Source organism: Streptomyces sp. NPDC008139, from assembly GCF_042957025.1.
GTDB lineage: Bacteria > Actinomycetota > Actinomycetes > Streptomycetales > Streptomycetaceae > Actinacidiphila.
On sequence record NZ_JBIBHM010000016.1, the window covers coordinates 1 to 23,588 of the forward strand.

The 23,588-nt window shown below is 70.9% G+C and carries 16 protein-coding genes and 3 pseudogenes; 10 read left to right on the forward strand and 9 right to left on the reverse strand.

All coding sequences use genetic code 11. From position 1 onward, the window contains the following. Positions 1 to 82: pseudogene (locus ACFZBB_RS29400) on the forward strand (IS5/IS1182 family transposase); the annotation flags it as partial. 43 nt (positions 83 to 125) lie between these two features. Beyond that, a complete protein-coding gene (locus ACFZBB_RS29405) occupies positions 126 to 350 on the forward strand; it encodes a hypothetical protein (RefSeq protein WP_391128560.1) in 225 nt (74 codons plus the stop codon). 491 nt (positions 351 to 841) lie between these two features. On the opposite strand, the pseudogene ACFZBB_RS29410 reads toward ACFZBB_RS29405, so the two are convergent. From ACFZBB_RS29410 to ACFZBB_RS29430, 5 genes and pseudogenes are all read right to left on the reverse strand, one after another. Next, a pseudogene (locus ACFZBB_RS29410) lies at positions 842 to 2,154 on the reverse strand (tyrosine-type recombinase/integrase). After that, a complete protein-coding gene (locus tag ACFZBB_RS29415) occupies positions 2,154 to 2,339 on the reverse strand; it encodes a helix-turn-helix domain-containing protein (RefSeq protein WP_391128563.1) in 186 nt (61 codons plus the stop codon). The pseudogene ACFZBB_RS29410 and the gene ACFZBB_RS29415 overlap by 1 nt, the downstream one beginning before the upstream one ends. Then, complete coding sequence (locus tag ACFZBB_RS29420; RefSeq protein WP_391128566.1) at positions 2,336 to 2,998, reverse strand: hypothetical protein; 663 nt, start codon at positions 2,996 to 2,998, stop codon at positions 2,336 to 2,338. The genes ACFZBB_RS29415 and ACFZBB_RS29420 overlap by 4 nt, the downstream gene beginning before the upstream one ends. Positions 2,999 to 4,201: 1,203 nt before the next feature. Further along, the gene (locus ACFZBB_RS29425; protein WP_391128569.1) at positions 4,202 to 7,957 is read right to left on the reverse strand and encodes a S41 family peptidase; all 3,756 of its coding nucleotides are present in this window, start codon (positions 7,955 to 7,957) and stop codon (positions 4,202 to 4,204) included. 144 nt (positions 7,958 to 8,101) lie between these two features. Next, entirely contained in the window at positions 8,102 to 8,917 is an 816-nt protein-coding gene (locus ACFZBB_RS29430; RefSeq protein ID WP_391128572.1) for a methyltransferase domain-containing protein, read from the reverse strand. Positions 8,918 to 8,974: 57 nt separating this feature from the next. Here ACFZBB_RS29430 and ACFZBB_RS29435 point away from each other — a divergent pair, with 57 nt between their 5' ends. Beyond that, positions 8,975 to 9,700 (forward strand): GntR family transcriptional regulator, encoded by a 726-nt coding sequence (locus ACFZBB_RS29435; RefSeq protein ID WP_391128575.1) that lies wholly within the window; start codon positions 8,975 to 8,977, stop codon positions 9,698 to 9,700. A 166-nt stretch (positions 9,701 to 9,866) separates the two neighbouring features. Then, on the forward strand, positions 9,867 to 10,328 hold the full coding sequence (locus ACFZBB_RS29440) for an ATP-binding protein (RefSeq protein ID WP_391128577.1): 462 nt from the start codon (positions 9,867 to 9,869) through the stop codon (positions 10,326 to 10,328). 128 nt (positions 10,329 to 10,456) lie between these two features. Here ACFZBB_RS29440 and ACFZBB_RS29445 read toward each other — a convergent pair whose 3' ends face one another. Then, positions 10,457 to 11,125: a hypothetical protein gene (locus tag ACFZBB_RS29445; protein WP_391128580.1), complete on the reverse strand. Its 669-nt coding sequence runs from the start codon at positions 11,123 to 11,125 to the stop codon at positions 10,457 to 10,459. An 87-nt stretch (positions 11,126 to 11,212) separates the two neighbouring features. Further along, positions 11,213 to 12,598 carry a glutamate--tRNA ligase gene (gene gltX / locus ACFZBB_RS29450; RefSeq protein ID WP_355338096.1) on the reverse strand — a complete coding sequence of 462 codons (1,386 nt, stop codon included), beginning with the start codon at positions 12,596 to 12,598 and terminating at the stop codon, positions 11,213 to 11,215. A gap of 183 nt (positions 12,599 to 12,781) precedes the next feature. Here gltX and ACFZBB_RS29455 point away from each other — a divergent pair, with 183 nt between their 5' ends. From ACFZBB_RS29455 to ACFZBB_RS29480, 6 genes and pseudogenes are all read left to right on the forward strand, one after another. Next, positions 12,782 to 14,473, forward strand: a complete 1,692-nt coding sequence (locus ACFZBB_RS29455) for an FAD-binding dehydrogenase (RefSeq protein WP_391128583.1) — start codon at positions 12,782 to 12,784, stop codon at positions 14,471 to 14,473. A 280-nt stretch (positions 14,474 to 14,753) separates the two neighbouring features. After that, positions 14,754 to 16,538: a glycoside hydrolase family 6 protein gene (locus tag ACFZBB_RS29460; RefSeq protein WP_391128586.1), complete on the forward strand. Its 1,785-nt coding sequence runs from the start codon at positions 14,754 to 14,756 to the stop codon at positions 16,536 to 16,538. A gap of 295 nt (positions 16,539 to 16,833) precedes the next feature. Continuing rightward, positions 16,834 to 18,018, forward strand: a complete 1,185-nt coding sequence (locus ACFZBB_RS29465) for a serine hydrolase (RefSeq protein ID WP_391128590.1) — start codon at positions 16,834 to 16,836, stop codon at positions 18,016 to 18,018. A 4-nt stretch (positions 18,019 to 18,022) separates the two neighbouring features. Continuing rightward, positions 18,023 to 18,865 carry an SDR family oxidoreductase gene (locus tag ACFZBB_RS29470; protein WP_391128593.1) on the forward strand — a complete coding sequence of 281 codons (843 nt, stop codon included), beginning with the start codon at positions 18,023 to 18,025 and terminating at the stop codon, positions 18,863 to 18,865. Between the two features lie 158 nt (positions 18,866 to 19,023). Further along, on the forward strand, positions 19,024 to 20,013 hold the full coding sequence (locus tag ACFZBB_RS29475) for an NAD-dependent epimerase/dehydratase family protein (protein WP_391128596.1): 990 nt from the start codon (positions 19,024 to 19,026) through the stop codon (positions 20,011 to 20,013). 4 nt (positions 20,014 to 20,017) lie between these two features. Continuing rightward, positions 20,018 to 20,944: pseudogene (locus tag ACFZBB_RS29480) on the forward strand (RNA polymerase sigma-70 factor); the annotation flags it as partial. Between the two features lie 9 nt (positions 20,945 to 20,953). On the opposite strand, the gene ACFZBB_RS29485 reads toward ACFZBB_RS29480, so the two are convergent. Both ACFZBB_RS29485 and ACFZBB_RS29490 read right to left on the reverse strand, forming a co-directional pair. Continuing rightward, entirely contained in the window at positions 20,954 to 21,799 is an 846-nt protein-coding gene (locus ACFZBB_RS29485) for an EamA family transporter (protein ID WP_391128599.1), read from the reverse strand. A gap of 90 nt (positions 21,800 to 21,889) precedes the next feature. Beyond that, complete coding sequence (locus tag ACFZBB_RS29490; RefSeq protein WP_391128602.1) at positions 21,890 to 23,524, reverse strand: penicillin-binding transpeptidase domain-containing protein; 1,635 nt, start codon at positions 23,522 to 23,524, stop codon at positions 21,890 to 21,892. Positions 23,525 to 23,588: the final 64 nt, after the last annotated feature.

A 23,588-nucleotide genomic window follows, 5' to 3' on the forward strand; every position in this document is an offset into this window, starting at 1 on the left:
CAAACTACGCTGCTCCACCACCCGAGTCACCGCCCTCGTCCAAGCCATCCTCGCCCTGCATCTGAGCAGCTCAGGCCGATGATGGAAAAGGCTCACTGAGTCACACTGAAAACCGCGTTGCCCGAATGTCGGGCGGGGTGCCGAGCTACGGGACGAGGATCGTTTGGAACGATGAATTCTTCCTGGAGAAACCCGTTCCGTACGATGGCTATGTAGTCATATCCGGGACTCTTACCCCATGTTCCAGTTGTATGGGGGCCATGAGGCGGGCGGCGGAAGACACGGGATCGACGTTCGTGTATATGTGGCCAGACGGAAATGGTGGGATGAGCTGGTGGCAAACCGGCTAGGCGCAGCTATAAGGGCTGGTGAGGGAGTATGAGCAACGACCGGCGGGACCCAGTTGAGATCATCGCTCGGGTTGGTGGGGTCAGGCCTGACTTTGGAGGGAGCGAGAGAGCCTTCCAGGTCTGGTCTCACCTTGCCCAGAAAGCAGGGTGGGATGTCGTAGACGATCCCGGATATGACGGGACGCTCGACGGGACTGCGTGTGGCACAGTGAATATCGGTGGGATTAAGTATCGAGTTCACTATGGCTTGCACGTTCGGCAGGATTTGGTCGATGATTCCACCGGGCACCTTACGTATCGGCCCGTTCTTGCCTACGCTGCATGGGTTGAGCCGATTTTGGATGGATACATGCTCGACTGATAGGTCTCTGGGCCCGATCAGCGATAAGGGCTTTCGGGGTATAAGGCAATTCTGAAAAGCAGAGAGCCCCCACCGGACGTGATTCCGGCGGGGGCTCTCGGGTGCCTGACGGCAGTAGTTGACGGCAACGTCAGCGGACGGACACTGCACGAACGGGTGGTTCGTCGCCATCGCCGGGTCGAGCGGGGTGCCGGAGGGCGTTGCCGAGGAGGTTGATGGCGTCGCGCTGGAGGCGGAGCCGGACGTGGGCGTACACCGTCGCAGTCACGCCGATATGGGCATGGCCCAACAGTTCCTTGATCACGACGAGCTCCACGCCCTGCTCCAGCAGCAGGGTGGCCGCCGAGTGCCTGAGATCATGAAACCTGATGCGTCGCAGGGCGCCCCGGCGGAGCAGGGCGTTGAAGTGCCGGGTGAGCGTGGCACCCTCGATCGGGCTGCCGTCGGGCCGGGTGAAGACGTACCCGCTCGCGTTCCATCCGGTCCCCGCTGCCGCGCGTTCCTGGGCCTGCCGTTCGCGCTGCTGTTCGAGGGAGTGCAGGCACTCGGTGGGCAGGGCGATGCGCCGTTCGGAGCTGTGGGTCTTGGTCGGGAGGGCCGTTAGGCCAGCGGAGTTGGTGCGTTGGAGAGTGCGGCGGATGCTGGCGGTTCCGCCGGTGAGGTCGAGGTCTTCCCAGCGCAGGCCGAGGAGTTCGCCCTTTCGCAGTCCGGTGCGGAGGGCGAGTTCGAACAGCGCGCTCAGCCGGTGGCCGTTCGTGGCAGCGAGGAACGAGCGCGCCTCCTCGGCGGTGAGGGGCTCGAAGCGCCGGGGTCGCGGAGTGCCCATGCGGACGTTACGGGCCACGTTGCGCGGGATCTCCTCCTCTCGGACGGCGTGCTCCAGGGCGGACTTCAGCACCGAGTGCAGGTATGCCAGCGTCAGCGGGGACAACTGCTTGCGGCAGCACGTCCCGGCCTCGCAGCACTGGGGCCGGTCGCGGGCGGCGTCGAGGCCGCGTGTGCAGCACTGGTAGGTGGTGCGGAGCGGTCGAGCCAGGTGCGGACGTCCTTGGCTGTGAGCTTGGCGAGCTTCTTCTTGCCCAGTCCGGGGATGACGTAGAGGCGCACGCAGGCGGTGTAGCGGGTGTGGGTGTTCTCGCGGAGCCGGTGGACGGCGATGGTCTCCAGCCAGTAGGCGAGGAACGCGGCGAGGCTGCCCTGGGCGGTAGGGGCGGGAACTCCGCGGTTGCTGGCAGCGACCTTCTCGGTGAGCTGGGCCAGGGCTTCCTTGCGGGTGGTGCCGTAGACGCGGATGCGCTTGCGGGTGTCGCCGGTGACGAGGACGTATCCGGCGGCTTCCCAGCGGCCGTCCTTGCGCTGGTAGACGGCGCCGTCGCCGTTGGCGCGGACCCTGCGCGAGCCTGCACCGGGAGTGGAGTTGGGGTTGGTGTCGGAGGTGGTCATCAGGCTGCCTCTTCGAGCTGGTGGTGGACGAGGGCGGTCAGGGCGTGGGCGGGGATGCGGCGGGCGCGCCCGATGGTGATCGAGGCGAGCTGCCGGGTGCGGATGAGGCCGTAGACGGTGGAGCGGCTGATCTTCAGGCGGGCCATGACCTCGGGGACGGTGAGGAGTTCGGCGTCGGCGGTCATGCGGTCACCTCCGCCGGGGTGGCGGCGGTCAGCGGGCCGGTGGAGTGACCGGCCCGGTCGCGGGAGCGCCGCGCGTGCCGGTGACGGCTCGGCTGCTCGGGCCGAGGCTTCGGCGCAGCGGCCAACAGCGCTGCGAGGTCGGTGAGTTCGGGCAGCAGGCCGCTTCCGGTGTACTGCCAGTGGGAGATGACCAGGGTGGTGTCCGTACTGTCGCGCTGACTGACCGTGTCGCGGTGACCTGTGCGGTGACCGGCGGTCAGATCACAGTGGTCAGAGCTTCGGTCAGTTACCGGCTGGCCCTCGCAGTCCGGCTGCCCGACGTGTCGGCCGACCGGTGCCGGGCAGGTCGGCGTCGAGGTATAGGCTTCGGGTTGGCGGGTTCGTTCGGGCACCTCGCGGAAGGCGCGAAGTCGCTGCAGGACTACACGGGCGCGCTCAGCGGTGCGTTCGCTGCCGCCGTCAGTGAGCGTGAGCATCCGGGCCGTGGTCTGCGCGGCGGCCTCGGGCTCGTTCGCGTCCGCGAACGCCACGGCCAGCCACGACAGGTACAGCGCCAATTCGCGTGCAGGGTTGGCGTCGTAGCGCGACAGCACGTCCGACAGGAGCGGGACCGCGCGCAGCGTGCGGTGCAGATCGGTGTAGACGCCGGCCTGCGCCAACGACCGCTCGCGGAAATTGTGAATGGATGCGCTGACGATCCGACTGTTCAGCAGATTTCGAGGACTGTTCGTACTGATGCTGGCCTGTGCGCTCTCTGGCAGACCGAGTACTTCGTAGAGACTGGTGATCCTGATGACTGGGATGACTGGGCCTCGGACGATGAGCTGCTAGTCCAGGCCCTCTCTGCTGGAGCTGTGGTCCCCGTTATGGCGGGTGCAGATGGAGTATGTGAGGTACTGACCCGCTGGAACTTCTCAGGCTCGGGACTCACCGAATGAGAAGGGCGTCATGTTCTCGTTACTTCTGAGCCCTACCTGTTGACGTCCCCGGGTCTTCTTTACATCAGGGGTCTTGAGGAGGCGGGCGACTTTCCAAGGCGGGATGCAAATCGGATCGAGCTGCCGAGTGGTCGCTATTCCGCGGTCGTTTATTTGGTCGACTGGAAGGCCGAGCCTGAGTCGGCTGGGCCCGATGGCCACCCCTCGAAGGGGCCCTGCCTGATTTCGTTGTCGAGATTCGGGTCGAGGAAGGGGTGGGCAATGTCTAGCGGAACAAGTCCGCTACCTTCAGTCAATCCTAAGTGAGGCCTCTATTCGGCGATATGTCGAGTATTGAATTATCACGATGGCGGCGGCCCCACCGGAGTGTTTCCGGTGGGGCCGCTGTGGTGTCTGACGACAGTAACTGCGGCAACGTCAGCGGAGGGGCGTTACACAAGTCGGCGCGGCTCGCCGCCGACATCGGGCTCGGTTGTGAGCTCGGCGGGGTTGTTGAGCGCCTGTTCGAGGAGGTTGATCGCCTCCGCTGGATTCGGACGTGGCGTTTACGGTCGTGGTCACCCCGGTGTGGGCGAAGCCCAACAATTCATCGATGACGGCGAGTGAGGCCCTGCTTCGGGGGAGAGAAGCTTCCCCGCTCGGTTGCCGTCGGGCCTGGGGAGAGACGTACGGAAGGTGAGTTCGGACAGCGTGTGGGGGTGCTGGATGGCAAGGCGGCGCTGGGTGGCAAATGGGTGAGGTCGGGACGTGCCGCTGGGAACAACGCCGCGCGGGTCTTCCTTTCCTCGCACGGCTTGCCTGGGGAAGCGGCACGCGGGATGCTCGCGGTGGCGCGTCAGTACCGCGACGGTGCTGGCACGCCTGTTGATCCCGTCCAGGCGGTTCGGTGATTTCCGAGCCCGCTAGATCGCGTGATCGAGAACTTCAGCGCGGGGGGAGTGGGGGGCGCTGGCGGTTGGGGCGGGTGGAGAGGTCGGGCGGGGTGGCGGCGGGGTGTTCGGCCAGGAGGGCGAGGGCGGTGCGGACCGCGACGTCCATCTGGCCGTGGCGGCCCTCGGCCCAGTCCAAGGGGGTGCGGAGGGCGTCGATGTCGGGGTCGACGCCGTGGTTCTCGACGGACCAGCCGTACGCGTCGAACCAGGCGGCGTTCATGGGGACGGTGATGACGGTGCCGTCGCCGAGGCGGTGGCGGCCGGTCATGCCGACGACGCCGCCCCAGGTGCGGGAGCCGACGACCGGCCCTATGCCGAGCAGTTTGAAGGCGGCGGTGATCATGTCGCCGTCGGACGACGTCGCTTCGTCGGCGATGGCGACCACCGGGCCGCGCGGGGCGTTGCCGGTGTAGGAGACCGGCTGCGCGTTGCGGGTGAGGTCCCAGCCGAGGATGGTGCGGGTCAGCTTCTCGATGACCAGTTCGCTGATGTGACCGCCCGCGTTGCCGCGGACGTCCACGAGCAGGGCGTCGTAGGCGACTTCCATCCGCAGGTCGCGGTTGAACTGCGCCCAGCCGGAGCCGCCCATGTCGGGGATGTGCAGATAACCGCACCGGCCACCGCTCAACCGCCGTACGACCGAACGGCGTTTGGCCACCCAATGCTGGTAGCGCAGCGGGCGTTCGTCGATCAGCGGGACGACGGCGACGCGGCGGGGCGCGCCGCGGCGGCCCGGTCCGACGAAGGTCAGCTCGACGGTGGTGCCGCCCGCGCCGGCCAGCAGCGGATACGGTCCCGCGTCCGGGTCGACCGGCCGCCCGTCGATGTGGGTGAGGACCGCGCCCTCGCGGATGCCCGTACCGGCCAGCGGCGAACGGGCCTTGGAGTCCGACGACTCGCCCGGCAGGATCCGTACGACCGACCACGTACCGTCCTTGCCGTGCTGGAAGTCGGCGCCGAGCAGGCCGATGGGGCGCTGGTAGTGCGGCGGGCCCTCGTTGCGGCGGGCGGGGGCGACGTACGCGTGCGACGTGCCCAGTTCGCCGAGGACTTCGCGCAGCAGGTCGGCGAACTCGTCGGGCGTGGCGACGCGTTCGACCAGCGGGCGGTACTGGTCGAGGATCGCGGGCCAGTCGACGCCGCACATGTCGGGCGCCCAGAAGTAGTCGCGGATCAGCCGTCCTGCCTCGGCGTACGACTGCCGCCACTCGGCCGGCGGGTCCACCTCGTGCAGGATGCGGCGCATGTCGACATAGACCGTCGAGTCGTCGTCGCCGCGTTCGGTGGCGGGCAGGACGGCCAACTCGCCCTCGTCGAAGACGGCCAGGCGCTGGCCGTCGCCGCTGACCGCGTACCAGTCCATGTGGTGGACCAGTTCGGTCCGCTTGGACTTGGTCAGGTTGTAGTACTCCAGCGTCGGGCGGGCGGAGGGGTCGGTGGGGTTGGCGAAGGTCTCGCCGAGCGCGCCGGAGATCGGCCAGCGCAGCCAGACCAGGCCGTTGTGCACGGGCTCCAGCGCCGAGTACTTCGACGCGGGGACGGGGAAGGGCGTCACCCGGTTCGCCAGGCCCTCCACCTCCACGACCACCGGGCCGTCGCCGCCGCCGCTCTCGCCCGGGTCGAGACCGCCGCCGATGGGACGGCCGTCGACCGGCAGCGCGAAGGGTGACGGCGTCGCCGAGTTCAGCGGCACCAGATACGGGCGGCAGCCGAGCGGGAACGACAGGTCGCCGGTATGAACGTCGTACACCGGGTCGAAGCCGCGCCACGACAGGAACGCGAGGTAGCGGCCGTCGCGGGTGAAGACGGGCTGCTCGTCCTCGAAGCGGCCGTTGGTGACGTCGATGATCGACTGGTCCGACAAGCGGGCGATCTTCACCGAGCGCAGACTGCGGCCGATACCGGGGTGCGACCAGGTCAGCCACGCCGAGTCGGGGGAGAAGGCCAGGTCGCGGACGGGGCCGTTGGTGGAACGGATCAGCTCGTCGACAGCGCCCGCCATGGTGCGGCCGTCGGTTGTGCGATCGTCCAGCGGTATGCGGCGTACGCCGTTTCGCGTGCCGTCACCCGCGCCGCCGGGCTCGTCGCCTGCCTCGCGCACGTCGCGTACGTCAGCCCGTACGTCGTCGCCTAGGCCGTACGGGTCACCGCCCTCGTCACCGTCTGAGTCGTCCTCCGCCTCGCCGGTCGTGACCAGCAGCAGGCGGCCGTCGTTCGTGGCGACGGCCAGCGTGCCGCCGTCGGGGGAGGAGACCAGCTCCAGGACGCGGCCGAGCTTGCCGACGGCGAGGCGAATGGGGCGGTCCGGCTCGTGACCGCCGCCGGTGACGTCGTCGTCCGTGTACACATCGGTGTCGGGCGATTGGCCGTCCGAGCCGGGGGTACGGGTGGGGCCTTCGCCCTTGCCGCGGGCGTCCGCGGGGTCCGTGTAGACGGTGCTCGAACGGCTGACGTCCGCGCCGCCCTTGCCTCCGCCACCCGCCCCGCCGTCCGCCTTGTCGCCACCTGCGACCGGCACCACATCGGTCAGCTCCTCCGTCACCTCGGTGACGTCCTCCGCCTCCGTCATCTGCGCCTTCGCGTCCGCCGCCGCGGAATCCCGCGCGCCGCCGCGGATCGCCGTCCGCGACGCCCGCCCCGGCAGGTGCGCCAGCTCGATCCCGTCCTCGCCCTCCGCGTCCGTGACGAAGGCGACCAGACCGGTGTCGCCGAGCATCTCCGGCAGCCGGACCCGCGCGCCGGGCTCGTCGGCGATCGTCCGGGCGGGGCCGTCGCGGTGCGTGAGCCAGTAGAGGCTGCCGCGTACGCAGACGGCGCTGGCCCGGCCCGTACCGTCCATGGCCAGGCTGTCCAGATTCGAGGCCGCGGGCACCTGGTACGGGCGCTGCCCGCTCCTCGCACCGCCCAGCCGGATGTCCAGGCGGCGCGGCCGGGCGCCGGGCGCCGCCAGGTCCTCCACCAGCCACAGCTCGCCCGCGCACTGGTACACCACCCGCCGGCCGTCGGTGGCGGCGCTGCGGGCGTAGAACTCGGCGTGGTCGGTGTGCCGCCGCAGATCCGTACCGTCCGGGTGGCACGAGTACAGATTGCCGATGCCCTCGTGGTCGGAGAGGAAGGCGATCCGGCCCGACACGAACATCGGCGACGCCAGGTGACCGTCGATGTCCGGAACCAGCCGCTCGCCGTGCAGCCACAGCCGCCCCGTCGCGCCGCCGCGGTACCGCTTCCACGCGTGCGGCTCGTGCGGCGGCGTCCCCGTCAACAGCAGGGTGCGGCGCTCACCCGGCTCCCCGTTCTCGTCGCACACCGCGATGTCCGACACCGGCCCCCACGGCAGCGGCCCGCCGGGCCCGCCGTCCACCGGCACGCTGTGCGCCCACGTGTGGTACGCGAACGGCTGCCCGTGCGACGACACCGCCAGCACCTGGCCGTCCGGCGTCCACGAGCACACCCGCGTGTCGGAGCTGCCCCAATACGTCAGCCGCCGCGACTCCCCGCCGTCCGTCGGGACCAGATACACCTCGGGGTCCAGGCTCCGCCACGTCGTGAACGCGATGGTCGAACCGTCGGGCGACAGCCGCGGCGGCCCCACCCGCGTCCGGTCCGCCGTCACCCGCCACGCCCGCCCCGGCGACCCCCCGGCCGCCCCCAGCGGGGCCACCCAGATGTCGTCCTCGGCGGCGAAGCTGAGCAGGTCGCCGTGGAGATGCGGGAATCGGAGGTACGCGCCGTCGCTCACCCCTCCCATGGTTCGGCCCCCGGAAACCCCCGGCAACTTTTCGCCACCTTGCGCCCCCGCCTCGCCCCCGTCCGCCGCCCATGCGCCCCGCCCCGGGAGCAGCGCGCCCACCCGTGGGACCCCGTCCCACAGACCTTGGCCAGACGGCCGACGTCAGGCGGTCCCCACCGCCAGCAGGTGCGATGCGGCGGACAGCAGCTCCGGGTAGGGCTCCGCCAGCCGGGCGGCGGTCAGAGCCGCGGCGAACATCGGTGAGTCGGTCAGAGGCTCGCCCGTGTGCTGCTCGGTGGCCTTCAGCAGTGCCCAGGCCGGGCCCTCGACACCGAGGACGGTCACGTCGGTGAGGCCCGCGCAGGTCAGCTCATCCGCCAGCTCCACCGCTGTATGGAAGTAAGCGGCTGTGAAGCCCTTGCGTCCGGGGTCGTGGCGGCCCGTCGCCAGGATGTCACCGACGGCGTCCCGGACGCGGTCCTTCGTCAGCAGCGTCGTCGCGGTGTGCTCGAAGAGCGAGGCGTACCGTCCGATCGCGGCGGCAGCGACCATGCCACGAGGCCGTACCACCCGCCGGGCTTCCGCTAGCGCCTGATCGCGGTCGGCACGCTCCAGCAGGTGGTAGAGCGGTCCGAGCAGCAGGACGGCGTCGTACGTCCCGGCCCCCGCGCTCAACGCTCGCGCGTCGCCCAACTCCGTGGTGCAGCCGACCGATTTCGCGTGCTCCACATGCCGTTCGACCGGATCCACCAAGTGCACCCGGTAGCCGTCCTCGACCAGCCACTTCGCATGCACCCCGGCCCCGCCGCCGACATCGAGCACAGCGGCGGGCGCGGGCGGCAGATGACGCCGCAGGATCTCCCGGGTCCGCGCCAACTCCAGCGCGCCGTCGGCAGAGGAGGTCAGACGCGTCGACTCGTCGAATACCGAGCCGTAGAAGTCCAGGATCTCGGACGCTACGTGGGGTGCGGTCGCCATGGTTGTGATGGTCTACCCTGACCGGTCAACCTGTCCACCGAACGGGAGTGCCCCGCCATGCCCAAGCTCAAGTACGAAGAGATCGCGGATTCGTTGCGGGCCCGGATCGCCGACGGTGAGTTCGGTTCGGGAGACGTCCTGCCGTCCGGGCGGGATCTGTGCGAGCAGTGGTCCGTGTCGCGGGCGACGGTCATCAAGGCGATGGATGTGCTAAGGGGAGACGGCCTCGTGGCGGCTCGCCAGGGGCAGGGATTCCACGTACTCGCAACGCCATTGGCGCGTCCTGCCGGTCGGCGCCGCGCAGACGCCACGCGCGTGACCGGTGGTCACCCCTTCCGACGGTTGGGCAAGCCTGTTCACGAAACGCCGCCCGACCGTGTCGCAAGGATTTTGGACCTTGCCGCGGGCGTGTCCGCTCTGCGGCGTGACCGCTTGGTGCTGCTGGACGACGGTGCTCCGCTGTCGCTGGTCACGGCCTGGTTTCCGGCGGACATCGCTGAGGCCTGTCCGAAGCTGACTCAGGCGGGTCCGATCGCCGAAGGGACGACCCACTACGTGGCCCGCCAGACCGGGCGTTCACCGGCGCGGGGTACCGACCTCACGAAAGTGCGCCTGGCGACGTCAGCGGAGGCGGAGCAGTTGCGACGTGAGCTACCGCTCGCAGTCGCGGTAGTGCTCCATGTCGCGCACGACAAGGACGGCCGGGTTCTCGTCGCAGAAGAAGGCGTCACTCCTTCCGACCTGTGGGAGCTGACGGACAACTACCCGATGAGTCACGGATAGTTGACAATCGCTTGACTGGACCGGTCAACCGGTCCAGTCTCAAGAGGGGCGATTTCATCGCACCCCTTGTTCGTCGTTGGCGTGCCGCACGGGGTCCAGGCCGGGATTCCCGCAAATCCGGCACGTCTGTGTGTGATTTCACTGTGCTACACGAAGGGAACATTCCGTGACCGATGAGAGCGCTGCGCTCAAGGCCGGAGCCTTACCCGCGGACGTATCGAGATTCTTCGACGCGAAACGCGAATCGGTCGGGCTGGCACGCGAATTCGCCGTGGGGGCTCTGAGGGCATGGGGGTTGTCGCCTGTCGTTGACGACGTGCGGTTGTGCGTATCGGAGTTGGCGTCGAACGCGTTGGCGCACGGGACGCGGCGGGGGCATGGGTTTTTGGTGCGGGTGGTGGTGGAGGAGGGGTGCGTGCGGCTGGAGGTGCATGACAGTCGTGACGAGGAGGGGGAGCGGAGGCCGCGGGTGTGCGAGCCCGGTGCGGCGGATGTGCGGGGGCGGGGGCTGCTGATCGTCGCGGCGGTCGCGGACGGGTGGGGGGTCGAGGGGCGGGAGCCGTTCGGGAAGGTGGTGTGGGCGCGGTTCAAGGGGGTGGCTTCCGGGCCCGCGGGCGGCCAGGGGTAGCGCGGGGGGACCTGGTCGCGACCGGGCGCAGCTCGTCGTCATCGTCTACCGCACGGGCCTGGTCCACGCCGCCCCGGAGAGCGGCGCGGACGGCCGTACGTAGTCAGGCGGTGGGGTTAGGGCTACGGCTACGGCCGCGGGTAGCCGATGGCCGCGATGTCGTCGGCCAGTTCGGGGAGCGTGAGGTCGGGGTTGAGCGTGGTGACGACCTCGGCGGTCAGCGGGCGCAGGGCGAGGACGTGGTGGACGGGAGCGGGGGCGACCGGGACCTCGTAGTAGTCCTCGGCGAAGGCGCGGTAGGCGTCGGCGTCGCGGTCGGTGAGCAGCGGGAAGAGGAGCCCGGCGCCGTCGGGGTCGCCGTCGGGCGCGTCGGGGAACTCGATGGCGCCGCCGGCCTGCCACGCGGTGTCGGCGGGCTGCCGCCAGAGGCAGGCGGTGACGACGGGCATGCCGTCCTCGTCGCTGAAGGCGGGTTCCTCGACGCAGGGGCGGAAGACGGCGGGGACGTCGTCGAGGACACCGGGCCAGGGGCCGTCCTCGACGTAGGGGCTCATCCGGGACTCGTGGGCGAAGCCGCGGACGTAGGCGCCGAGGGGGGAGAAGACGATGGAGTATTCGTCGCCCGAGCCGTTGCTCATGGAGGCCATCTCCTCGACGTCCGACCAGTGCGCGTCGAAGGAGTAGAAGCGGCTCTCCCACGACGGGCTGAGTATCGCCTCCAGCATGGCCAGCGCGCGGCAGTGGTCACGGAGCACGGGGATGGCGGGGAGCCGCCGGGCGGTGTCGTAAACGGTCACGGCGGCGACCGTACGCCGTCCGGCGACCGGTCCCGATGCCGGGTCCGGCGCGGCGGCGTAAGACCCGCCGCGCCAGGGTGGCGGGTCTTACGACTCGGCGGGCGTCTCGGACTCCAGCCGGGTGCGGGCGGCCTCCAGGCGGGCCAGCGCGCGCTCGCGGCCGAGGGCTTCGAGCGACTCGAAGAGCGGCAGCCCGACGGTGCGGCCCATGACGGCGACGCGGATGGGCGCCTGGGCCTTGCCGAGCTTGAGGCCGTGGGCGGCGGCGATGGACTCCAGAGCCGCCTTCAGGGGCTCGGCCGACCAGTCGGGAAGCGCGCCCAGTTCATTGGCTGCGTCGCGCAGAAGATCCGCCGCGCCCGCCTTCATCGCTTTGGACCACGACGCGTCGTCGCGCACCGGCTCGTCGAGGAAGAGGAAGTCGACGTACGACGTGATCTCGGACAGCAGGGCGATCCGGGTCTGGGCGAGCGGCGCGACGGTCTCGAAGACGGCCTCGTCGTACGACAGCGGGTCCCAGGTGGCGTGCGGGGCGGTCAGCCACGGCGCGCAGGCGCTGACGAAGGCGGCGGGGGACAGGGCGCGGATGTACTCGCCGTTGAAGGCGGTGAGCTTCTTGACGTCGAAGAAGGCCGAGGAGCCGATGACGTCCTCGATGCGGAAGAGCTGCTCCAGCTCCTCGTACGGCAGGATCTCGCGGTCGTCGCCGGGGCCCCAGCCGAGCAGCATCAGGTAGTTGACCATGGCCTCGGGCAGGTAGCCCTCGGCGAGGTAGTCCTCGAGGGCGACCTTGTCGCGGCGCTTGGAGAGCTTCTGCCGCTTCTCGTTGACGATCACCGGCAGGTGCGCCCAGGTGGGCGGGGTGGCGCCCAGCGCCTCCCAGAGGAGCTGCTGCTTGGGCGTGTTGGACAGGTGCTCCTCGCCGCGGATGACCTGCGTGACGCGCTCGTCGAGGTCGTCCACGACGTTGGCGAGCAGGAAGACCGGGGAGCCGTCGCCGCGGGCGATGACGAAGTCCTCGATGGAGCTGTTGGGGAAGGCGGGTTCGCCGCGGATCAGGTCGACCACGACCGTCTCGCCCTCGTCCGGCGTGCGGAAACGCATCGCCCGCCCCGGCTCGTACGCCAGCCCGCGCTCGCGGCAGAAGCCGTCGTAGCCGAGGTGTTCGGAGCCGGTGCGCTCCTTGAGCATGTCGCGCGTGCAGTCGCAGTAGTACGCGCGCCCCTCGATCTGGAGCCGGGAGGCGGCCTCGCGGTGCCGGTCGGCGTTGTGCGACTGGAAGTACGGGCCCTCGAAGGCGGGGTCGGCGCCGCTGATGCCGATGGCGGCCAGCGCGCTGATGATGCCGTCGATCCATTCGGGCTTGTTGCGCGCCGCGTCGGTGTCCTCGATGCGCAGGACGAAGGTGCCGCCCGACTGTCGGGCGACCGCCCAGTTGTAGAGGGCGGAACGGGCGCCGCCGACGTGGAACATACCGGTCGGGGAGGGGGCGAAACGGACGCGGAGCGGGGCATCAGACATGGCGTGAATCCTACCGAGCCGGGTCGGCGCCCCGCGCCTCGGACCATGCGGGGTCCCGATGCCGCTGACCCGCGCCCGCCGCTCGCGTAACGTGCTCGTCACTACGTTGACTACTGGCGAGTAAGGAGCGGTCGGATGGCGCTGGACGCGGACGTCGTGGTGGTGGGCGCGGGGCTGGCCGGTCTGGTGGCCACGGTCGAGCTGGCGGAGGCCGGACGAAAGGTGATCCTGGTCGACCAGGAGCCCGAGGCGTCCCTCGGGGGCCAGGCGTTCTGGTCCTTCGGCGGGCTCTTCTTCGTCGACTCGCCCGAGCAGCGCCGGATGCGGATCAAGGACACGCCCGACCTCGCGCTCCAGGACTGGCTCGGCACGGCCGGCTTCGACCGGCCCGAGGACTACTGGCCGCGCCGCTGGGCCGAGGCGTACGTGCACTTCGCCGCGGGCGAGAAGCGGGCCTGGCTGCACCAGCGCGGCATGCGCTTCTTCCCGGTGGTCGGCTGGGCCGAGCGCGGCGGCTTCCTGGCCACCGGCCCCGGCAACTCCGTGCCGCGCTTCCACATCACCTGGGGCACCGGGCCCGGCGTCGTCGCGCCCTTCGCGCAGCGGGTGCGCGACGAGGTCGCGCGCGGGCGGGTCGAGCTGCGCTTCCGGCACCGGGTGACCGGCCTGACCCGTACCGGCGACGCCGTGGACGGTGTGACCGGTGAGGTCCTGGTGGCCAGCGACGTGGCGCGCGGCGAGGCCAGTTCACGGGAGACGGCGGGCGCGTTCGAACTGCGCGCGCAGGCCGTGGTCGTCACAAGCGGAGGCATCGGCGGCAACCACGATCTCGTACGGGCCGCCTGGCCCAAGCGGCTCGGCACCCCGCCCGGCAAACTGCTCTCCGGCGTTCCCGCGCACGTGGACGGCCTGATGCTCGGCATCACAGAGGCGGCGGGCGGAAGGTTGATCAATGGTGACCGGATGTGGCACTACACCGAGGGCATCGAGAACTGGAACCCGATCTGGGCCCGGCACGGCATCCGTATCCTGCCCGGCCCTTCGTCGCTGTGGCTGGACGCCACCGGCAAGCGGCTGCCGGTCCCGTACTTCCCCGGTTTCGACACGCTCGGCACCCTGGAGCACATCATGGGGACGGGCCACGAGTACACCTGGTTCGTCCTCACCCAGAAGATCATCGAGAAGGAATTCGCACTGTCGGGCTCCGAGCAGAATCCGGACCTCACCGGAAAGAGCGTGCGCGACGTGCTCAAGCGCGCGCTGCCGGGGGCGCCGGGGCCGGTCGAGGCGTTCAAGCAGCACGGCGTCGACTTCGTGGTGGAGAAGGAACTCGGCGCCCTGGTACGGGGGATGAACGCCGTGACGGGCGAGGGGCTGGTCGACGAGGCGGTCGTACGGCGCGAAGTCGAGGCGCGCGACCGCGAGATCGCGAACACGTACACCAAGGACTTGCAGGTCACCGCCATTCGCGGGGCCCGCAACTACCTCGGCGACAAGCTCATTCGCACCGCGTCGCCGCACCGGCTGCTCGACCCGAAGGCGGGGCCGCTGATCGCCGTGCGGCTCAACATCCTGACCCGGAAGTCGCTCGGCGGCCTGGAGACCGACCTCGAAGGGCGCGTCCTGCGCGGCGGATCGGAAGGCGCGGAGGACGGCGGCGCGGCCGGTCGCGGCGAGGTGCTCAGCGGGCTCTACGCGGCGGGCGAGGCCGCGGGATTCGGCGGCGGCGGGATGCACGGATACCGGTCGCTGGAAGGGACGTTCCTCGGCGGCTGCATCTTCTCCGGGCGCGCGGCGGGGCGGGCCGCCGCGGCCGCGACGGCGTAACGCACGAGGGGGCGCCGGGGGTTCCGCCCCCGGCGCCCGGCCGCCCGTCCGGGCGGGTCCGCCAACCGTCATGCGTTTCAGAGGTGTTGGCGCCCGGCCCCCGTCCGGGACCAACTCCATGGACGTAGCGCCAAGCATTGACAGGAGCGGACCGCCTGCCCACTATGGGAGCGCTCCCACGTTAAGAGCGTGTAACCGAACCATGCTTCACCGCACCACCTCCCATGACCCCGCGAAGTCGTTTCGAGGGGTCCATCCCCCCTATGGAGGTTGTTCGCACATGGCAGTCCCGACAGTCCGACGCAGAACCGCCGCGCTCGCGGCCGGCCTGATGGTCGTCGCCTCAGGCGGCGTGGTCGCCGCGATGAGTACGACATCCGCCTCGGCGGCCACCGCCGGTTGCTCGGTCGCCTACGACGTGAGCCAGTGGGATTCCGGCTTCACCGCGCAGGTGACGATCACCAACACCGGCCCGGCCATCACGAGTTGGCAACTCGGCTGGAACTTCCCCGGCAATCAGAAGGTCACCCAGGGCTGGAACGCCACCGTGAGCCAGACGGGCGCGGCCGTGACCGCGGCGAGCCTGTCGTACAACGGCGCGGTGGCGACCGGCGGTACGGCGACCTTCGGCTTCAACGGCTCGTACAGCGGCACCAACACCAAGCCGTCGTCGTTCACCCTGAACGGCGTCGTGTGCGGCGGCGGCACCGGTACGACCCCGCCGACCACGCCCCCGACCACACCCCCCACCACTCCGCCGACGACGCCCCCCACGACGCCGCCGACCACCCCGCCCACCTCGCCGCCGCCCGGCACCAGGGTCGACAACCCGTACGCGGGCGCCAAGGGCTACGTGAACCCGGACTGGTCCGCGAAGGCCGCGGCCGACGGGGGATCGAAGATCGCCAACCAGTCCACCGCGGTGTGGCTGGACCGGATCGCGGCGATCGCGGGCACCAACGGTGCCATGGGGCTCAAGGCCCACCTGGACGCGGCCGTGCAGCAGGCCGCGGGCCAGCCGCTCACCATCGAACTGGTCATCTACGACCTGCCCGGCCGTGACTGCGCCGCGCTCGCCTCCAACGGCGAACTGGGCGCGACGGAGATCGGCCGCTACAAGACCGAGTACATCGACCCGATCGCCGCGATCATGTCGGACCCGAAGTACGCGGGCCTGCGGATCGTCAACATCATCGAGCCCGACTCGCTGCCCAACCTGGTCACCAACGCGGGCGGCACCGCCGGTTCGACGGACGCCTGCGCCACGATGAAGGCCAACGGCAACTACGAGAACGGCGTCGGTTACGCGCTCGCCAAGCTCGGCGCGATCGGCAACACGTACAACTACATCGACGCCGGACACCACGCCTGGCTCGGCTGGGACTCCAACCTGGCGCCCGCCGCGCAGGAGTTCCTGAAGGCCGCGAAGACCGGTGGCGCCACCGTCAACGACGTCCAGGGCTTCATCGTCAACACGGCCAACTACAGCGCCACCGTGGAGCCGAACTTCAAGGTCACGGACAGCGTGAACGGCACCACCATTCGCCAGTCCAAGTGGGTTGACTGGAATCAATACGTCGATGAGCAGAGCTACGCGCAGGCCCTGCGCAATCTCCTGGTGTCGGACGGCTTCAACTCCAACATCGGCATGCTGATCGACACCTCCCGCAACGGCTGGGGCGGCGCCTCGCGTCCCGCCGGTCCCGGGGCGACCACGACCGTTGACACCTACGTCGACGGTGGCCGTATCGACCGCCGCATCCACGCCGGCAACTGGTGCAACCAGTCCGGGGCCGGCATCGGTGAGCGCCCGACCGCGGCGCCCGCCGCCGGTATCGACGCCTACGTGTGGGTGAAGCCTCCGGGTGAGTCCGACGGTTCGAGCACCCAGATCCCGAACGACCAGGGCAAGGGCTTCGACCGGATGTGCGACCCGACCTACACCGGTAACGCCCGCAACGGCAACAACCCGACCGGTGCCCTGGCCAACGCCCCGCTCGCGGGTACCTGGTTCTCGGCGCAGTTCCACCAGCTCGTGCAGAACGCGTACCCGCCGCTCCCGTAGCGGACCCCCCACCGGGCCCGTGACGGGTCCCGCGCTCCGGCCGGACACTCTCCGGCCGGGGTCGCGGGCCCGCCGCGGGCCGGGGTGGTTTTCCGGCTCCTGCCGCGAGGAACGGGCGCCGCCCCGCCGCCGATCGCGGGGAACGGGCGCCGCCCCTCCGCCGCCCGCGCTCGGCCGCGTATACGGCCCGCCCCACCGCCTGTTTACAGAACGCGCATCTTCGTCGTGCACCATGGGTGCCGCAGAGTTCGGTGCAGCGGGTGGACCGGCGGAGCGGCAGGCGGAGGCGGCATTCATGGACGCGTTCACGGACGTCCACGGCACGGCGGAGGACGGCTGGGAGCCGGTACGTACCGCTTTCGCCCAGAATTTCACCCGCCGGGGGGATGCCGGCGCCGCTTTCGCGCTCTATAGGCACGGCCGCAAGGTGGTCGACCTGTGGGGCGGCGCCGCGTCGGCCGGGGAGCCTTCAGGGAAGCCGTGGGCCGAGGACACCGTGCAGATCGTCCGGTCGGCCACCAAGGGCGTGGCCGCGGCCTGTCTGCTGCTGCTCCACCAGCGCGGCCAGTTGGATCTGGACGCGCCGGTGGGCGCGTACTGGTCGGAGTTCAAGGCGCACGGCAAGGAGCGGGTGACCGTCAGGGACGTGCTGGCGCACCGGGCCGGAGTGCCCGCGCTGGACACGCCGTTGACGCCGGAGCAGGCGCTCGACGGCACGACGGGGCCGCGCGCGGTGGCCGCGCAGAAGCCGCAGTTCCCGCCGGGCGCGGCGCACGGATACCACGCGCACACCTACGGCTGGCTGGTCGCGGAGCTGGTGCTGCGCGCGTCGGGGCGGACGGTCGGCCGCTTCGTCGCGGAGGAGATCGCCCGGCCGCTCGGCCTCGACCTGTGGGTGGGGCTGCCGCCGGGGCAGGCGCACCGGGTGGGCGGCACCGCCGAGACCGTCACGCCGGAGCCGGCCGTCTCCGGCGCGCTGCGGGCCCGGCCCAAGCGGTCCGTGCAGGACGCCTACGCCGACCCCGAGTCGCTGACCATGCGCGCCTTCGGGGCGATCTCGCCGCGGCCCGACGAGAACGACCCCGCCTATCGCGCGGGGGAGCTGCCCGCCGCCAACGGCATCACCGACGCGCGCTCGCTGGCCCGCTTCTACGCGGCGCTGATCGGGGAACTGACGGACGGGCCGCGGCTGTTCGTGCCCGCCACGCTCACCGCCGCCCGGACGGTGGAGTCCGAGGGGCCGGATCGAGTATTGATCGTCAACACTCGATTCGGCCTGGGATACATGCTGCACGGCCCGGCGTCCCCGCTGCTGGCGCCCGGCTCCTTCGGGCATCCCGGCCGCGGCGGCTGCCTCGGTTTCGCGGACCCCGCGAGCGGAATCGGCTTCGGCTACGTCACCAACGCCATGCAGAAGAACGTCACCGCGGATCCCCGTGCCCAAGCCCTGGTCAGGGCGGTACGGGAGTGCCTACGCTGACCCGATGGTGCGTAACGGGACAGCTGCGGCGGCGTATTCAGGGGAACGATTCGCGACCTACACCGTCATGGTGACCGGCGGCGCCCGGGGCATCGGCGAGGCGACGGCCCGCAGATTCGCCGCGGAAGGCGCCGCCGTACTCCTCGCGGACCTCAATGGTGAAGCGGCCGAGCGCACCGCCGCCTCGATCCGCGAGGACGGCGGTCGGGCGGAGGCGGTCGGGTGCGACGTCGCCGACCGTACGGCCGTGGACGCGGCGGTCGCGCACGCGGTGGCGGCCTTCGGCGGCCTCGACGTCCTCGTCAACAACGCCTATTCGTGCAGCGATCACTCCGACGACTTCACCGAGGAGCCGGACGAGAACTGGCTGCGCGACCTCGACGTCACCCTGACCGGCGCCATGCGCTGTTCCCGCGCCGCGCTGCCGCACCTGGCCGCCGCGTCCGGCGGGCGCGGCGCGATCGTCAACATCGGCTCGGTCAACGGCCTGTCGTACTTCGGCAACCACTCCTACAGCGCGGCCAAGGCGGGACTGATCTCCCTGACCCGCACGCTCGCCGTGCACGCGGCGGCCAGCGGCGTCCGCGTCAATCTCGTCGCGCCCGGCACCATCCGCACGCCCGCGTGGGCGGGCCGCGAGTCCACGCTGGAGACCGCCGCGGGGCTCTACCCGCTCGGCCGCGTCGGCGAACCCGCCGACATCGCCGCCGCCGTCACCTTCCTGGCCTCCGCCGACGCGTCCTGGATCACCGGTGTCACGCTGCCGGTCGAGGGCGGCATCCTCTCCGCGAATCCGGGGTTCACCAACGCGCTGTCGGCCGGGATCGCCGACGACGAGGCGCCGTAGGAGCCGCGGCGGGAGCCGCCGTCGGCGCCGCCGGGAAAGAGTGACGCAGGTCACCTCCGCTTCTGTCACGCGGGCGCCGGGCCGTTTGTCCTATGGGCATCGACGAGGCGGCCGGCTTGTGTGTGTCCGGCCCCGGCACGGGACGAGGGACGGACGGCATGGACGCTGCGAAGGACACGGGAAGCGACCGGCGCACGGGCGGCGGGGGCCTGCGGATTCTGCTGGCGGGCGGCAGCGGCGTCCTGGGACGTTCCGCCGCGAAGGAGTTGACAGCCGCCGGGCACCAGGTGGTACAGCTCGGCAGGGGCGCGTCCCACGACATCCGCGCCGACCTCCTCGACCGTGACGCGCTGCTGCGCGCGGTCGACGGGCTCCGCTTCGACGTCGTCGTGCACGCGGCGACCGCGCTGTCCGGCAAGTCCATGACCAGGCACCGGGACATGGACGGCACCAATACGCTGCGTACGGCCGGAACCCGGCACCTCTTGGAGGCGGCCCGCACGACCGGCGCGTGGCGCTGCGTCACGGAGTCGATGATGTTCGGCTACGGATACGGCGACCACGGTGAGGGTCCGGTCACCGAGGCGGGCACACCGTTCGGGCCGCACGGCGACGACCCGCACCTGGAACGGCACGTCGCCGCCATGCGCGTCAACGAGGAACTGGTCCTGGGCGCGGACGGCGTCGAGGGCGTCGCCCTGCGCTTCGGCCTCTTCTACGGCGCCGGCGTCACCGACACCCTGATGCTGCCGCTGCTCCGCAAGCGCACCATGCCGGTCGTCGACGACACCCACCGCCAGGTGTCGTGGGTGGAGGCCGGCGACGCGGCCCGCGCGGTCGCGCTCGCCGTCACCTCGGGGCGGCCGGGGCAGGCGTACAACATCGCCGACGACCGGCCGCTCGGCTTCGCCACCCACATCCGCGCGGTCGCCGACGCGTACGGCGTGGCGCGCCCGCTGACCGTACCGGCCTGGGTGCTGTGCGCCACCCCGCTGATGCGCGCGATCATGGGGACCCGGCTGAAACTGGACAGCGCGAAGGCGGCGGCAGAACTGGGCTGGCGGCCGTCGTACCGCGACAGCGCGCAGGGGGTGCGGGCGATCGCCGCCGGGCCGGTTGCCGGGGCCGGGCCGCTGCTGCCAGCCTGAGCGGATGGCGGACGACACGGGGGAACGGCGCACGGGCGGCACGTACGAGCGCCCAAAGGGCGACCTCGGCGGCGCGCGCGGGAACGACGCCTTCCTGCGCAACCGGCGGCTGCTGTTCTCCACCGCCTACCACCTCCTGGGCAGCGTCGCCGACGCCGAGGACGTACTCCAGGACACCTGGCTGCGGTGGGCGCGCGCCGACCGCGCCGACGTCCGCCACCCCACCGCCTACCTGGTGCGTACGGTCTCCCGGCTCTGCCTGAACCGGCTCACCTCGGCGCGCGCCACCCGCGAGACGTACATCGGCCCGTGGTTGCCGGAACCGCTGCTGACCGGGCCCGACGCCGCCGACCGCACCGACACGGCGCACTCGGTGTCCATGGCCATGCTCGTCGTCCTGGAGACGCTCAGCCCGCTGGAGCGCGCGGTCTTCGTGCTGCGTGAGGTCTTCGGCTACGAGTACGCGGAGATCGCCGCGGCCGTGGAGCGCGCGGAGCCGACCGTACGGCAGACCGCGCACCGCGCCCGGGCGCACATCCAGGCGCGCCGCTCCCGTTACGACGCCGACGACGCCACCCGCGCGGCGGTGACCGAGAAGTTCCTCGCGGCCTGCGCGGGCGGCGACCTCAACGCGGTGCTGGCGCTGCTCGCCCCCGACGTCACCGCATGGTCCGACGGCGGCGGCAAGGTGACGGCCGCCACCCGCCCGCTGCGCGGCGCCGACCACGTGGCCCGGTGGGTCCTCGGCGTCCTGGGCAAGCCCGAACTCGCCGCGATCACCGCGACCCCGGCCGCCGTCAACGGCCGGTCGGGTGTTCTTTTCACCCTGCACGGCGCGCCCGCCGGCGCGCTCACCTTCGAACTCGCCGCCGACGGCCGCATCCACGAACTGCGCTTCCAGGTCAACCCCGACAAGCTGCGGGGCCTGTCCGGGTGGGCGTCAACTCGCGTGCAGCATCAGACCTATGCCGGTCACGACCACCACGGCGGCGACCATACGGGGACGGCCGAAGTGCTCCTTGAAGAACAGCGCGCCTATGGCGGCGCCCGCGATGATCGAGGACTCGCGCAGGGCGGCGACCGGGGCCAGCGGCGCGCGGGTCTGGGCCCACAGGACGAGGCCGTAGGCGGTGATGGACAGAGCGCCGCCGAGGAGGCCGCGCAGGGCGACGGGTCTTAGCTGCGCGGCCAATTCTCTGCGGCGCGCAGAGAATGCGACGGCCGGGATCACCAGGCCCTGGAACAGCAGCAGCCAGGCGATGTAGCCGAGCGAGCTGCCGGAGGCACGGACGCCGACACCGTCCACGACCGTGTACCCGGCGATGGTCAGTCCCGTACCGGCGGCTGCCGTCAGCGCGGGCCAGTTGGGGCGCTTGCCGCGCAGGCCCCACAGGGCGACGCCGCCGAGTCCGGCGCAGGAGGTGATGACGCCCGCGGTCTGCCAGGGCCCCGGCCGCTCGGCGACGAAGACGGCCGCCAGCACGGTGACGGCGAGCGGCGCGATACCGCGGGCTATCGGATAGACCTGCCCGAACTCGCCGAGCTGGAAGGACCGCATCAACAGGTACTGGTAGGCGAGGTGGATGACCACCGACGCGATCAGATACGGCCACGCGCCCGCGTGCGGCACCGCCGCGAAGGGCAGCAGGACCAGGGCGCACAGGGCCCCGCCGCCACCCACGAGGGTGAAGGCGAGGACCTGGTCCTTGATGCCGTGAGCGATGGCGTTCCACGCCGCGTGCGTGATCGCGGCGGTGAGGACGACGGCGACGACCAGCGGCGTCATCCGCGGCTCGAACGGCCGGGGCTGCTCGTAGGGCGCGGACCGCTCAGACGGCTGGGGCGGTTCGGGCGGTGCGACGGACGCATCGGCGGGTCAGGAGGCGCGCAGCACGGCCGCCACGATGGGGCCGGCGGACTGGTTGCCGTGACCGCCGCTGTGGACGACGGCGGCGGCGGCGACATGGCCCGCGTACGCGGTGAACCAGCCGTTGGCCTCCGGGGAGGTGTCGGTCTCGGCGGAGCCGGTCTTGGCACCGGAGTTGGGGCCGAATCCGCTCATCACACCGCTGGCCGTGCCGCTGGTGATGGTCGCGCGCATCATCTGCCGCAGATACTGCGTCGTCTTCGACGGGATGCCGGAGGCGGTGGCGATGGGGCCCTCGATGAGGCTCTTGGCGACGATCCGCGGCTGGTGGAAGTCACCGGTGCTGGCGGTCGCGGCCACGGACGCCATGATGAGCGGGCTCATCTGAAGAGTGCCCTGTCCGATCATCTCCGACGTCAGCTCGTCCCCCGTGCCGCCCGGCACCACCGGGTCCTGGGACACGGTGCCGATGTTCCACCCCTGCGTCAGGCCGAACTGCTTGGCCGTGTCCACGAGTCCGGTCGCGCCGAGCGTCTTCGCCTGGAGGATGAAGCCGGTGTTGCAGGACTTCATGAAGTCCCATTGCAGCGAGGCGCCGGGGTTGTTCATGCCGCCGTCGTTCTTGTACGCCTTGCCGTAACCGTAGTTCGCACCGTTGACGCACTTCGCGGGCGAGGACGGCGTCAGACCGCGCTGGAGCAGTGCCGCCGCCGTGACGATCTTGAACGTCGAGCCGGGCGCGGCCTTGTCCTGCAACGCGTAGTCGGTGCCGGACGCCGGGCCGTAGGCGACCGCCAGGATGGCGCCGTTCGTGGTGTCGACGGCGGTCACCCCGGACTTGTCCTTGCCCGCCACCGCCTTCTCGGCCGCCTTCTGGATCGTGGCGTCGAGCGTGGTGTCCAGCCGTACGGGCTTGCCCTTCTTGAGCACGTTCAGCGTCTTGCCGGCCGAGTCGTCCGCCTTCTGGACGTACGTCTCGATGCCGGGGGTGCCGTCGCCCAGCTTTTCCGCGTACCGCGTGCGCAGGTCGGGGATGATGCGGCTCAGCGACGGATAGTCGGCCGGGTCCATCACCCGCCCCTTGCGGTCCACGACATCCACCTCGGGCACCTTGGCCTGACCGGTGATGAGCTGGTCGCCGTCGCCCAGTTCCGGGCTGATCACGGACGGCTTCCACTGGACGACCGGCTTCCCGCTCGCGCCGCGTACGACGGTCAGCGACGAGCGGTAGCTCCAGGGGGTGGTGACGCCGTCGTACGTGACCTGCGCCGTCACCGTGAACGGCATGGTCGTGGTGGTCGTCGCCGCCGGTGTGCCGGGGGTGAGCTGCACGGACGTCACGTGGGCCTGCGTCTTGTACGCGGTGAGCGCGGCCGTCGTCGTCCGCACCGAGTCGGTCAGGGCCGCCGCCCGCGTGATGTCACCCGACGACCACGCGGTCAGGAAGTCGTCCCCGACGTCGGTGACTTCGGCGGCGCTCGGCGGCGCGGTGTTGACCGGCGTCGGCTTGGGCCGCGCGGACGTGCCGCCGCCCCCGCCGCTGCCGTCCAGCGAGTCGTAGATGTTGTAGGCGCCGTACCCGGCGACCACGAGCATTCCGACGAACACCGTGCCGATGATCCCCGACTTGACACCCCGTGACATGGGCACGAGACCTCCCCCTCCCCTTTGAACGCGTTCAAGGAACGCGCGCTGTAGCACCCTACGG

Excerpts from the sequence above, each read along its gene's own strand:
- gltX (WP_355338096.1), bottom strand. The coding sequence starts at position 12,598 with ATGTTCCACGTCGGCGGCGCCCGTTCCGCCCTCTACAACTGGGCGGTC.
- ACFZBB_RS29415 (WP_391128563.1), bottom strand. The coding sequence starts at position 2,339 with ATGACCGCCGACGCCGAACTCCTCACCGTCCCCGAGGTCATGGCCCGC.
- ACFZBB_RS29405 (WP_391128560.1), top strand. The coding sequence starts at position 126 with ATGTCGGGCGGGGTGCCGAGCTACGGGACGAGGATCGTTTGGAACGAT.
- ACFZBB_RS29435 (WP_391128575.1), top strand. The coding sequence starts at position 8,975 with ATGCCCAAGCTCAAGTACGAAGAGATCGCGGATTCGTTGCGGGCCCGG.
- ACFZBB_RS29485 (WP_391128599.1), bottom strand. The coding sequence starts at position 21,799 with ATGACGCCGCTGGTCGTCGCCGTCGTCCTCACCGCCGCGATCACGCAC.
- ACFZBB_RS29470 (WP_391128593.1), top strand. The coding sequence starts at position 18,023 with ATGGTGCGTAACGGGACAGCTGCGGCGGCGTATTCAGGGGAACGATTC.
- ACFZBB_RS29475 (WP_391128596.1), top strand. The coding sequence starts at position 19,024 with ATGGACGCTGCGAAGGACACGGGAAGCGACCGGCGCACGGGCGGCGGG.
- ACFZBB_RS29490 (WP_391128602.1), bottom strand. The coding sequence starts at position 23,524 with ATGTCACGGGGTGTCAAGTCGGGGATCATCGGCACGGTGTTCGTCGGA.
- ACFZBB_RS29430 (WP_391128572.1), bottom strand. The coding sequence starts at position 8,917 with ATGGCGACCGCACCCCACGTAGCGTCCGAGATCCTGGACTTCTACGGC.
- ACFZBB_RS29465 (WP_391128590.1), top strand. The coding sequence starts at position 16,834 with ATGGACGCGTTCACGGACGTCCACGGCACGGCGGAGGACGGCTGGGAG.
- ACFZBB_RS29460 (WP_391128586.1), top strand. The coding sequence starts at position 14,754 with ATGGCAGTCCCGACAGTCCGACGCAGAACCGCCGCGCTCGCGGCCGGC.
- ACFZBB_RS29455 (WP_391128583.1), top strand. The coding sequence starts at position 12,782 with ATGGCGCTGGACGCGGACGTCGTGGTGGTGGGCGCGGGGCTGGCCGGT.
- ACFZBB_RS29425 (WP_391128569.1), bottom strand. The coding sequence starts at position 7,957 with ATGGGAGGGGTGAGCGACGGCGCGTACCTCCGATTCCCGCATCTCCAC.